Annotated in this window: 14 protein-coding genes and 1 pseudogene; 1 reads left to right on the top strand and 14 read right to left on the bottom strand. The window is 28.0% G+C overall.

Annotated features, from left to right (window positions below):
* From BN346_RS02195 to BN346_RS02160, 11 genes are all read right to left on the bottom strand, one after another.
* Positions 1-339, bottom strand: a 339-nt coding sequence (locus tag BN346_RS02195) for a hypothetical protein (protein ID WP_034438884.1), incomplete at its 3' end; no start/stop codon positions are given.
* A gap of 678 nt (positions 340-1017) precedes the next feature.
* Complete coding sequence (locus BN346_RS02190; protein ID WP_034438883.1) at positions 1018-2235, bottom strand: alpha/beta hydrolase; 1218 nt, start codon at positions 2233-2235, stop codon at positions 1018-1020.
* Positions 2236-2498: 263 nt separating this feature from the next.
* Positions 2499-2726, bottom strand: a complete 228-nt coding sequence (locus BN346_RS21490) for a hypothetical protein (RefSeq protein ID WP_148361070.1) — start codon at positions 2724-2726, stop codon at positions 2499-2501.
* 509 nt (positions 2727-3235) lie between these two features.
* Positions 3236-4135 (bottom strand): GNAT family N-acetyltransferase, encoded by a 900-nt coding sequence (locus tag BN346_RS02185; RefSeq protein ID WP_034438881.1) that lies wholly within the window; start codon positions 4133-4135, stop codon positions 3236-3238.
* Positions 4136-4608: 473 nt separating this feature from the next.
* Complete coding sequence (locus BN346_RS22165; protein WP_278245483.1) at positions 4609-4737, bottom strand: hypothetical protein; 129 nt, start codon at positions 4735-4737, stop codon at positions 4609-4611.
* A gap of 235 nt (positions 4738-4972) precedes the next feature.
* Entirely contained in the window at positions 4973-6766 is a 1794-nt protein-coding gene (locus tag BN346_RS02180; protein WP_034438880.1) for an oleate hydratase, read from the bottom strand.
* Positions 6767-7185: 419 nt separating this feature from the next.
* Positions 7186-7755, bottom strand: a complete 570-nt coding sequence (locus BN346_RS02175) for a TetR/AcrR family transcriptional regulator C-terminal domain-containing protein (protein WP_034438878.1) — start codon at positions 7753-7755, stop codon at positions 7186-7188.
* A gap of 161 nt (positions 7756-7916) precedes the next feature.
* A complete protein-coding gene (locus BN346_RS02170) occupies positions 7917-8099 on the bottom strand; it encodes a hypothetical protein (protein ID WP_081770893.1) in 183 nt (60 codons plus the stop codon).
* Positions 8099-8251 (bottom strand): hypothetical protein, encoded by a 153-nt coding sequence (locus tag BN346_RS21485; protein WP_158644438.1) that lies wholly within the window; start codon positions 8249-8251, stop codon positions 8099-8101. Before BN346_RS21485 ends, BN346_RS02170 begins: the two co-directional genes overlap by 1 nt.
* 170 nt (positions 8252-8421) lie before the next feature.
* Positions 8422-9657, bottom strand: coding sequence for an aminotransferase class I/II-fold pyridoxal phosphate-dependent enzyme (locus tag BN346_RS02165; protein WP_034438876.1), 1236 nt, complete (start codon positions 9655-9657; stop codon positions 8422-8424).
* Between the two features lie 63 nt (positions 9658-9720).
* The gene (locus BN346_RS02160; RefSeq protein WP_034438874.1) at positions 9721-10524 is read right to left on the bottom strand and encodes an SDR family oxidoreductase; all 804 of its coding nucleotides are present in this window, start codon (positions 10522-10524) and stop codon (positions 9721-9723) included.
* A 206-nt stretch (positions 10525-10730) separates the two neighbouring features.
* Here BN346_RS02160 and BN346_RS02155 point away from each other — a divergent pair, with 206 nt between their 5' ends.
* Complete coding sequence (locus BN346_RS02155; protein WP_034438873.1) at positions 10731-11159, top strand: Lrp/AsnC family transcriptional regulator; 429 nt, start codon at positions 10731-10733, stop codon at positions 11157-11159.
* A gap of 167 nt (positions 11160-11326) precedes the next feature.
* Here BN346_RS02155 and BN346_RS21100 read toward each other — a convergent pair.
* The 3 genes and pseudogenes from BN346_RS21100 to BN346_RS02140 all read right to left on the bottom strand — a co-directional run.
* Positions 11327-11531: pseudogene (locus BN346_RS21100) on the bottom strand (GreA/GreB family elongation factor); the annotation flags it as partial.
* Between the two features lie 240 nt (positions 11532-11771).
* A complete protein-coding gene (locus BN346_RS02145) occupies positions 11772-11996 on the bottom strand; it encodes a hypothetical protein (protein ID WP_034438871.1) in 225 nt (74 codons plus the stop codon).
* The gene (locus BN346_RS02140; RefSeq protein ID WP_034438870.1) at positions 11993-12214 is read right to left on the bottom strand and encodes a hypothetical protein; all 222 of its coding nucleotides are present in this window, start codon (positions 12212-12214) and stop codon (positions 11993-11995) included. Before BN346_RS02140 ends, BN346_RS02145 begins: the two co-directional genes overlap by 4 nt.
* Between the last annotated feature and the right edge of the window lie 446 nt (positions 12215-12660).

Below are 12660 nucleotides of genomic sequence, written 5' to 3'. Positions count from 1 at the left end.
AAATTGCTCTTTAATAATTTTTGCTTTAAACTCTTTTCTCAAATCATCCTCTAATAAATTGTAACTATACTGTCGAAAATCTTGACCTAACTGTGTATACAAATAGCCAAGAACTGTGAGCCCTAAATATATTAGCATTGTTTTAATTTCGGGATTCAACGATGTTACTGTCATAGCTGCATCAATAAACCTTGCTACAGTAAACAGCATAAAAGGCACCATTAAACCTTCTATAATAGTTAATATTAAACATACTGCAAAATGAAATGGAGAATAAAATGTAACAATTTTTATTAAAGATAATACATTACTTTTTCTTTTCACCTCATATCTTTTCATAATAAATCCTTTCTTCTTTTAAAACCTCATTATTCTATTGTAACCCTAGCCAAACTCTCACATTATGAAATACTAATCTAAGAAATACTCCTCTAAATTCTTTTACTATTGTCATAAATTATGTGTACTAAAATAATCCTAACCTTAAAATATTTAAATCATAATATTCTGTTAATTTTACATCTTCTTTTTTCGAGTAAATCATAAAAAATCTTCCCAATGTATGAACTTCATCACCATAAAAAAATATAATTCTACAATTTAATTGTATAACCTTTTACATAATTTTTACATTAATTGATTTCATCAAAATCATGCACATTTCAACATATAGTCTTTAAATTTAAAGAAAAAGATATTTACAACTTCTTTGAAACTTTTATAGATTAGCGTTTTAAAATTCTTCATTTATAATGTTTAATTGTATCTAAGAATATTTTTTGAATTACTCATATAATTCAAGCCTTTGATAAGTAGCTATATTGCTGTATCTAACTTACAAACATTTATTTACCACATAGTTGCCAATTGGTTTTTGATAAAAATTTATTCTGAAAACAATAAAAAACCACCAATTCTAATGTAAAATCAATTTTGATAAATAAAAAATTAATACAATGAAAAGTTGATTTCAGTGATTAATAAATATTAAATTTACTCATTAATTCATTGACTTATCTATTTTTTCCCTATTAGTGCAATAAGTCCTGTAGCAAGCTTTTCTCCCCAGCTTAAAAAGTCATGTCCTGAAGGAGAATGTTCATAGAATACATCATATCCCTTAGTTATTAGAACATCTCTCATTCTATCTATAGAGTCCTTCATTATAGGTTCATCATCATAAGGCCTGTCCTCTAAAAATCCTACATTTAAATAAAACCTTGTTTCCATTTTATCGCTATTTTTATATTTATCTATCAACCATTCCTCATCCCAGAAAAAAGAACCTGATTGAGCAAGCACATTCCCAAATACATTAGGAAATGTAAGCGCTATATATGAGGCTGCTAGTGCACCAAGGCTTACTCCTCCTATAATTGTTTTTTCTGATTCAGTAGTTACATTATAATTATTATGAACCCATGAAAGGATTTCATGGGTAATGAACTCACCATAATTCTTATTGAAGGCTAGTTCTCCAACCCTGTTATTATTACTATCTATAAAAACACATACACTTTTGGGGATTAACTCCTTATACATTAGATTATCTAGTACATTTATTGCATTTAGTATATTGATATGCATAAAACCATCCGTAAGTATAATAAGATTATTTTTCTCATTATTTTCTTCATATTTATATGGCTTGTAAACCCAAACCCTTCTAGAATTATTTAAAATATTGCTCTTAAATCTATGCAAATCTAGAGTACCATTATTGCTATGCTTCATAGTTTTTGTCCATATATCAGGTTTTACGTTACACAATTCAACTAATGATCTTTTCTCTTCTCTATCTTCTTCATCTTCTTCATCCTTAGGAAAAACTATTGTATTTAAATTAAATTCATCTAAAATAAAGTTTCTAAATCTTTTCTTATAATCATCATCTAAAGCATCATTTACAGAATAATTATAAGCAAACTTTATATCGTTTCTAACTTTGTATGTTTTATACCATAAATTTGAATCTAATAATTGTTCCATAATATTTTCATTATATCTGTAACTTGGGAAAGCCCCATAAACCACTACATTCTTAATTTTCTCTTTAGCTTTATAAATAAATGTTACCATAACATTTTTATTATCACCCTCTATTTCCTCTATTAATGGTGAACCACTTTGCTCCAATTCACTCCAAAAAACATCTAATGCTTTATAATTACCTTCAGTTAAGTTATTATACAAATTTCTCATCTTAGAACTTTCTATTTTTTTTATATCTATCATTATTTCTGCTACCTCTTTTCTTCATTTACATAAAAATATAAAATTATTTATTGTTATTAATTTCATCTCTTTAAAAGATTGCTTTTATGTGCCTTAAATCACCTCCCCACAATATATAATATTTATTAGCTGCTTATAAAATCCTAAGCTCATTAGAGCTCAAGGATTTTTTAAGCTATCTCAAAACGATTTCTCCATCTCGATAATGATAAAAATAATATTTTTTCTATTACATAATTTTTTACCTAATTTTACCTTATATTTTATTCTCTTGTTTTCATAAATCTTTTGTTAAGAGAAGGTGCAAATCCAACTAAAGCTCTTTCATTTGCTGTTTCTCTATTAACCAATATCTCTGATAAATAATTCATCTTTCTTGTAACAAATCCAACCTTTTTTTCTTCTTCATAGACCACTCTACCATTCCTAAATGTAAGAAGTATTGTAGGAATAATAATAAATATATATACAAAAACAATCCACAAGTTCACTATTGCAACCGCATAAAGAACACCAAATAATTTATTAATACTGAAATTGCAGTGTTTACTGAACGAATTACATCCACAATCTTAACTTCAATATCTTGTGTAACTCTTAACAAAAGATCTTGAGTTTTAGGTGCCCAAATAGCAAATAATCAATAGAAAATTGCTCTTTAATAATTTGTGCTTTAAATTCTTTTCTCAAATCACCCTCTAATAAATTGTAACTCTAGTCAAACTCTCAAATTATTGAATACTAATCTAAAAAATCTTTATAATCAAATATAATATATTAAACAAGATATATTATAGATTTAAAAACTAAGTTTTTTAGATGCTTTTTATTATGTCTAAAATAAGAATAAAGTACTTTAAAATAAGCGACTAAAAAACTGTCACTGTGACGAGTTATTAACCGCTTACAATTAGATTTATAATAATGAAATATCCTTCAAATTATTGCAAATCACTATAAGAACTCTCAATTTTTTAATGAAGTCAATTTTTAAATTTATTTACAACCATTTTCCTTTTTTCCACACATATGATTTTCCCACTATATTAAATCCTACTGATTCATATAATCTATTTGGAGCAATATGCCTTTCTGGCATTGATGTAAGTACAGTTACCTTTTCTGCCCCCAACTTTTTAGCTTCATTTAAAATATATAATAGCATAGCTTTACTTATACCTTTGTTTCTATATTCTTTATAACAAGATACAGCTTCAATACTTGCCATTTTATTAGTTTCATCATATCTTCCACTGCATAGAGCTACCACTTCATCATCTGGACCTACAATTACTACATCCAATTCTTTTCTATAAGTTGAAGTTTTATAAAAATTATTAAGCATATTTCCATTAAATAATATTCCATAACATAATTCGTATGCCTTATATACTCTTTCATAATCTTCAACATCTTGAATAAATTTAACAGAAAATCCGTCTGGTAACTTAGCAACATTTCCTATTTTACTACAATCTATATCCCTAATCACCCAATATTCCTCGGTCTTATGATATCCTCTATTTGTTAAAACATCTTCAAAATCCTTATCACCTTCAAATATTTCCCATTCAATATCATCTTCTGCTGTTAAACATAACTTTTCTCTCATTTCAACAATATCATTGAAAATCTGTCTATACTCACCTCTTATACAGAAACTATCTTCAGTTAGCTTTCCAATTAATTTATCACCATCAAACCAAAGAAAAGTTTCATTTAACACTTCATCAACTTCCTTTAATCCATCTTGTTGTCCAATTGATAAAGCACACTGAAATTCAAATAAAGTTATATTATCATAAAATCTTGTCCCATATGACAAGTAGGTTTCCTTCAAAAATTCACATATTCTTTTATAATCACTTCTATCTTTGTACTTTCTACATGTTATTTCCATTTTAACCCTTCTTTCAACTCTACTTACGTTACTATAACGTTATCAAAAATTTCATATTAAATCATAATTAAATGTATACCTTAGCTATGGATAAAAATATTTTGTGATTTTTTGAAAATGATGTAATGTAGGAATATGAAATGCATCAATATTTTTCTATATTTTTACATTAATTTAATTATATCTCAAATCAATGAAAATAGAAATGTTTTTATTAAACCTGATTTGAGTCAAGTAAAATTTGGCAATTTATGTTTTATCAAAATAATTATTTTAATTTAGTATAAAATCTCCAATCATAATTATTATAATAATTTACAGCTGAATTATAGTTCATATTTATTTTATTATTAAACACTACTTCCAATATAAACAAAAATAGCCCACTGAAATGTATATTAACACTTTAGTAGGCTATTTTTATAATTTTATTCAATTACAATTTCAAATTGAGTTCCATACGCTTAATCATCTCAATCTTCTGCATCAAAATCTCGACCATTTGGAAACATGACAGAATCATCCCCATATTCTTCAAGAAGTTCTTCCCTATCTTCTCTATAATTATCCACAAGAATCTCTATAATTTCTGCTTTTGTCATAATTGCCTTTATAATAGCTATGCTAACTCAAAATTAACCTATACAATAAAATAACATTTTACATATTTCTCATTTTAATTCATAAACACTTACTATTGTTCAATGATTGGTTGAATTTTCATATTTACAAAAAAACATTAAAAAAATTATCGAGTTCCATCATTAAAATTATAATTAAAATCCCGATTTTTTTAAAATTCGGGATTTTAATTATATTATCTAATTGTAGATGTCATTAAACAATTCCATATTCTTTTAATAACTTTTCAATGTCTGTTCCTGCTACTTGTTTTAAAATTTTACGTCTAGTTATTGGCGGTAAATCAAGTTTTGGTTTTTCCCCATCTAATAAACATACGCCTGCATTTAATAAATAGCGGATATCATATCTTGAAGAAAATACCTCAGGAACTCCTTTTTCAACTCCAGTTAAAACATATACTGCTTCCATAGCTGTACGACCTGAGTATTCTATAGTAAATACAGTATCACGACCCGGATCATCCAATGTCTCAGCAAATTGTCCAAGGAAAGCAAAATTTACTGCATTCTTTGGTACAACATATGGACGATCTCCAGCTGCACGAGGCATAAATTGAGATGTTATAAATGGCATCATAACAGGAATTGAGCTGCATGATTCTGCTAATTCTTCAATTTTATCTGTAGGAACTCCTATATGATATAACCATTCCTTTGTGATTTCCTTACCAGTACAATCTCTCATAGGTTTTTTAATATAATCTCCAGGAACATCAGAAAATAAACCATATACCCAAACTAGAACATCTTTTTCTGGCTGACCATAATATTGTTCTTGACGGTTTATTGTCCAACTCATCAACCATGAAGAGTCAAGTGCTGTAACTATTCCGCCTGTTACAGTACGTCCACCATATGGTGAACGTTTTGTAATTTTTTCAATGTACTCAGGAACACGTTCATCATGACAAGTTACTGTACAAGATTCCCAATTAGATTTTTCTGTATCTGTACAGAATTTATCTGGATTTCCAAATTCATCTGATTGTGATGATATATTTTTCCATAATTTCCAACATCCTTCTGGCTCTCTATTAAATGGTGCAGGAGTATTGTCATCACCATATCCTGAGCCTTCAGTCATAGAACCATTAGTAATAAATACTAAATCATTTTCTGTTAAATCAATAGAGATGTCTTTTCCAGCTTTATCTGTTGCAACTATTCTCTTTGCAACCTTTTTATCTTCTGAAATTGAGAATTCAACATTGTTAACAGTAACTCCATATTCAAATTTAGCACCATTGTCTTCTAAATATTTAACCATAGGTTTTATAAATGAAGTGAATTGATCATGTCTTGAAAATTGTAAAGCTGAAAGATTTGGCAATCCTCCAACATGATGAATGAAACGAGTCATATATAATTTCATCTCTAAAGCACTATGCCAATTTTCAAAAGCAAACATTGTTCTCCAATATGTCCAAAAATCAGTGTTTAAAAGTTCTTCAGAGAAAATATCTTCAATAGATTTATCTTCAAGTTCTTCATCTGGTATATTTACAAAAGCCGCTAATTCTTTTGCTAAATCTTGACCCAAATTGAATTTCCCATTATCATAACGTTTACCTTGATTTTTAGTAATACGACAATTGCTAGAGTTTGGATCATCGTAGTTTGTATAATAAAAATGATCTAAAACGGTCATATTAGGATCTTCTGTAGATGGTAATGAACTAAACAAGCTCCATAAAACTTCAAAATGGTGACCCATTTCACGTCCACCACGTGCTACATAACCCATATTTTGACGAACCTCTCCGTCCATAGATCCACCAGGAATGTCTAATTGCTCTAAGAAGGTAATCTTGCTGCCATCCATGTGAGCATCACGAATTAAAAAACAACCAGCAGCTAAAGCCCCAATTCCAGTACCAATTAAATAAGCTTTTTTATCCTCAATTCCCTTAGGCTTTCTTGCATTTACTAGAGCATGATAACTTCCATTTGTAAGGGTAAGTCTATCATCATGTGTCTTTAATTTCATTATTATCCCCCTCTTTCTTAATTTTTTAATATTTTTACAAATACTACCGTTATATTTAGAGTGAATATATAAGTATTCCTTTAAATTTGTGGATACTTATAGGGTTCCAAGTTGACTTTTAAAATTATCCATTTCAAAACTTGGATACCTAAAATAGTGAGACATGCTCCGAATCACTTAAAATTCAACACTGTATCTTGTCTGAAAATATTTTAAAGTTATTGAATAAATTTAAATTGGAGCTTGTTTCCCTATATCTATAAAATCTCTATAAATCTATAATATAGTTTTTTTGTGTTTTTTTCATTAGATAAATAAACTGCGGTGTTCGAAATTTAAACACCGCAGTTTATTTATCTAATTATTAGGCATCTACGTCAAAGTGTCTAATAAAAAAGGATTTTTCTTATTGATTTCAACTATACATTATTTAAATCAGCACTTCTCTTAAGAGATAACTCAATGTTCCCATCGAAAAGCTGCCCGATTCTTCTAATAATAGTATCAGGATCATCTTTCATCCCCACAGCAATCCATTGTATTACCATTTCAGTAAGAGCACACTGATAAAATGAAGCAATCAATTTTATATCCTCCAAAGAAGCTGAGATACCATCGCTTACTCTTTCAATATACCGAATCATCACATTTCCTGATACATTGTATATATAGTTCACTAGTTCTTCTCGCTGCATAGAATTATATACATGATAAATGGCTATTTTGTTTTCTAAAGCAAATTTGGTAGCTACAATAAAACTCTCCTCCCAGGAAAGTGTATCATTATATTCATCAATTATTGTCTGAAGTTCTGTTTGGAATATCTCTGACAAAAGTTTATATATGTCTGTGTAGTAATAATAAAAAGTATTTCTATTTATTTCACATGCTGTAGCAATATCCTTAACTGTAATCTTGTTAAGTGGATGTTCATTCAGCATCTTTATAAATACCTCACGAATCATTTTTCTAGTATATTGCTTAGCCAAATTTCCACCCCCCAATGCTTTATCTATATTGAAAATTATAACATAGGGTAGGTTATTTTTAAATAATCCAGCATCATACGTTTGAGTCAAGTAAAAGTTGGCAATTTATATTTTAAATAATATGTCTATATTTTAAATTTTTTCCATTAAATTATTTGATACTACCTCATTGAAATAACTATTAATAGCACTTTGAATCTTATTATTAACTTTAGTTTAGCACTAAGAATCTTAGCAATATTATTAGCACCTATTTTAGACCAGCTTCTTTTTCCACCTTTAAGTCTTTTAGCTAAAACATCACAAACTGTTTTATATATTTTTTCATTATTACTTTTTAACACTATAAATTGGGAATTTTTAAGCTTAGCTTTACACCTATAGACATAACCCATGAAATTGATGAAAGTGAGAACCCCATCACATCTACCATTTCATTTTGTATAGGAATTATTTTTAATTGACTTAAAGATATTACCACACCGCCTAAATACAATAATAAAAAGTTAGTCCATTTACTTTTTTTTATTTATCATAGAGTTAACCCCCTTAAATTATGCAAATAAATATACCTTTATATTTTCTTAATAAATACGCTAACCACTATATTAGTATCTATATACTTGTTAAGCGGTTAGCGTAATAATTGAGTACTATCCCCAATTTTTATTTTAATGTACTAAGTCTTCTTATAACTTCTTCAATTATTGAAGGTTCTAATGCATAACATATTCGAAACCACCCAGGTTCATTAGTTGCAAATATTCTACCTGGAGAAATATTTAACTTTAAGTCACAAAACATTTTTTCCCATAATTTATTTTCAGCTTCAAATGTTTGTTCTTCTAGATATTTTGCAAAATTAGCAAATATAAATATACCTCCCTGAGCTTTTTTTGTTTTAATATCTAACTTATTTAGAGCAGCTTCTATTCTTTGATAACTTATGTGTAATTGTTTTTTATTATCTTCCATTAATTTAGGAAGTTCTGATGATTTTAATAATTCTGTCAATAGTCCTTGTGTATGTGTAGACACACCTGAGTAATACGCTAAGTTTTGCATGCCTTTTATTAAGTCTTTATTAAATGAAATAGCAAAACCTGTTCTAAACCCTGAAAGAGCAAAATCTTTTGCAAAACTACTAGTAACATGTACATGTTCAATATAATTATCTGGAACTAATTTTAAAGTACTAATCCATTTCGTATTTGGATCATGAATTGTTTGACCATAAATTTCATCTGAAACAATATCAAGATTATGACTAATACTAAAATCAATTACATTTTTTATGGCATCTTCTGAATAAACAGTTCCTGTTGGATTATTTGGAGATGAATAAAGCACTCCTACAACTTTTTTACCCTTTAAAATTTCCTCATTATATACTTTTTCAAATATATCCTTATCCATATTTTCTCCACAATGGACTGGAACTAACTCTATTTTTGCTCTTTCTGAGAAATCATCTTCAAAACCTGAATAATATGGAGCTGGAACTAAAAAGACATCCCCTGGATCACCTAACATTGTTGCTAACATTTCTAACGCTAAAGAACATCCTGATCCTACAATTATATTGTCTGCAGTGATTTTTCTATGATTTTCATCTTCAAAAATAACTTTTTGCCAATGATTAGCTATTGCTGTTCTAAAATCCTCACTTCCATAAAAGAAATCATAGTGAAGATGCTGTGGCTTTATATTCATTGTATTTTGTAATTTATATAATAAATTTATAATTTCATCATCAATTAAATGTGTCTCTGCTGTTCCTAAATTTATATATCCATCTTTTCTTGTTACAGGATTATATCGTTTGTCTCTCGTACTAAAATCAGCATGCATAAGTGGAGACATATCTTTAACATTGGACATTCCTCTTTTTGATAATGACATTTTATATACACCCCTTTAATTTTTTTGTAAAATAGTCTTTATATCTGTATGATATTTTAAAATTTAGTGACTTAATCCTGCCTCTGTTTGTATTCCTGGTCTTGATGCAAGTCCCATGGTAGCATCAATAACCGCTCCATGTAATACAGTAGATTCTTCTCTTAATAACTTTTCTATCCAATAAGAAATTTCATCTGGTTGAATTAGACGTTGCTTTGATTGAGCAAGATCAAATTTTCTTCTTTCTTCATCTGACATTTTAGATAATGTGCTAGACACAAACATTGGAGTTTCTGTTGCACCAGGACAAACTACAAAAACATCTATTAAAGTATGTGTATTTTCAGCAGCTAATTGTTTTCCTAAAAATGCTACTGCTGATTTACTCATTCCATCACTTAATGTAAAATAAGGGAAAGCTGCTAATCCACCACCTACAGATGAGATAAATATTAGTTTACTCTTACTTTCTTTCTTTAATAAGTTTTCTTTCACAACTTTATATATCCAAAGTGGACCAAGAGCATTAACCTTAAACATTGCCTCGTCTCTTTCAAAACCTAAATTATCATCATCCTTTGCATAATCTTTTACTGTTCCTGACCCTAAAGCTGCATTAAAGATAATTCCGTCCCATGAATGTTTAGTTAAAAATTCTGCTTTTTTTATAGCTTCTGGGTCTCCTTGGTCTAACTTGTATGCAAATACTTTTCCTGAGTATTGCTCAGTTAACTTTTTTGCCTTTTCTGAAGAACTTCTATAGGTAATATGAACTTCATAGCCCATTTTAGCAAGCAAATGTACTGTTGTTTCTCCAATTCCTTGTGTTCCTCCAGTTAGTAAAATTTTTTTATTTGAATTCTCCATAGGTATCCCTCCAATTTAGTAATAAAAATTTTATTTAAAATCTTCTCAATATTTTTTATTTGTTTACATTCTATATGTTTGTAAGCTTAAGGTAAATATTATATAATAAATACAAATAATAATTTATTTTTTAACTTTTAAACAAAATATAATTACAAATTATATTAAAAAACTTTATATTTTTTTGTCATATAGGAGATATATTAATGGATAAAATTGACTATGAAATAATGAAACATTTAGAAAAAAATGCGCGAATTTCTATAAAGGAACTTAGTAAAAAAGTAAATTTATCTCAACCTGCCGTTAGTGTTAGAATGAAAAAATTAGAAGAAACCGGTTGTATTAAAGGTTATTTAACATTGATAGATCCTAAAACTATTAATAAAAATTTAATTTGTATTTGTTTGCTTTCATCTAAAAATAAAATTATAGATCAAAGTTTTTTTGATTTTGTAAATCAATGTGAAGATATTGATGAATGTCATTGTGTTACAGGATATTATGAGTTTTCACTTAAAATATCCACGGAATCTTCATTTACACTTGGTGTATTACTTGATACTTTAAGAAAAAAGTTTGGATTTAAAAGTGTAACTTATCCAATAGTTAAGTCTATAAAAGAAGGTATATAGTATAGAGTTTATATTATGTTTATGAAATTTATTTACATATTTAAATTAGTTCTTTGCAATAATTTAATGAGATTGCAATTTTTAAAATTACATTTAAATAATTTGCAATAAAAAAATCTTGGATTTCTCCAAAACTTTAATTTAATAATCAAATAAATTTTATATAATTATAGTATTTCTAATATCTCTACTTTATATTTTTTAACCTGGGGCATCAACTTCCACTACATCTCCAGCTTTTTTCTCCATTAACACTTTTCATAAATATGATTCTACACTTACAATCATATTTTCTCGATCTGTATCCATAGTAGTTACTAGTGATACAATTGTTTCAAATTCATCTTCTACAAATTCAACTTTAGATTTACTTTTAAATAAAATTGATTCTACATTTTTTACTTGAGTTTTAAATTGTTTATTAGCTATATTAGTTATCATAATTATTTGTACATTCTCATCTGGAAATATATTGTTTACTGAAAAAAATCCAGGTATTCAACCACTATGAGATATTCTTTTTACTATTTTATCATTAAAACTTAAGTCATTTATAAATACATCATACCCATAATATCCATCTTTACCTGCCGAAACATGCCTTTCAGTCATTTATTTTAATAGAGATTTATCAATAACATTTCCATTAATTAAAGCCTTGTTCCAGATGTACAAATCTTCAATAGTTAAATATAATCCACCAGCGGCAAAGGGTACGCTCATATCAATAAAGCTTAAGTTTACAATATTCTTATCATTATTATAAATTTTCAAATCATAACCACTAACTCTATTTTTAACTATTTTAGTATTGCTATCATATCCTAAATTGTTCATTGTTTATAACTACCTTCCAATATAGATTGCCTAAAACTATCGCCATTTTCTTTCAGATATTGTAGTGGTTCATCTACTTTCATACCATCAATTCTATGATTTCCTTTATTAGATTTCCCCCTCTTAAAGGCTTGATTTAGATTGTTTCTGTCTATAATCTTCTCAATCAATCCATTGGCATATTTAATTTCAGCATTCTGTTTCTTATCTAACGTCAATGAAATGTTAGTCTCTCCTACATATTCTTCTGTTCTTCAAAGTTTCAAAACCTCCTATCGTTCAGTCCTTCCACCCGCTTTCGCGATTAGCAAGAGTACTATGACTTCTGCTGACTTCTTAGATTTCAGCTATGTATCACTACATAGGTTATTGCTTCAAAATTCATTTCTACAATGTATATCTAAGACCTCCCCAGGTAAGAACGTAATCTTTCTCTCCATCTATCTGCCACATTTACATCATCTATTTTCGAGTAGTTATAGGACTTAGATTTGTTGTGCAATCTTACCCATAGGCGCTGCCTTGTATGTGTTTTAACTTCATCTAAGAATATTTTTTGAATTAATCATATAATTCAAGTGAATGATTATATTTTCTATAGAAAAAGAACCCTGATTTTTCAAGGTTCTTTGTTTGTTATTTATATAATCTACATACTGTCTCC

The organism is Clostridium ihumii AP5, assembly GCF_000612845.1.
Lineage (GTDB): Bacteria > Bacillota > Clostridia > Clostridiales > Clostridiaceae > Clostridium_J > Clostridium_J ihumii.
The sequence above is the reverse complement of the archived record's forward strand: the minus strand, read 5'-3'. Positions and strand labels throughout refer to the sequence as shown.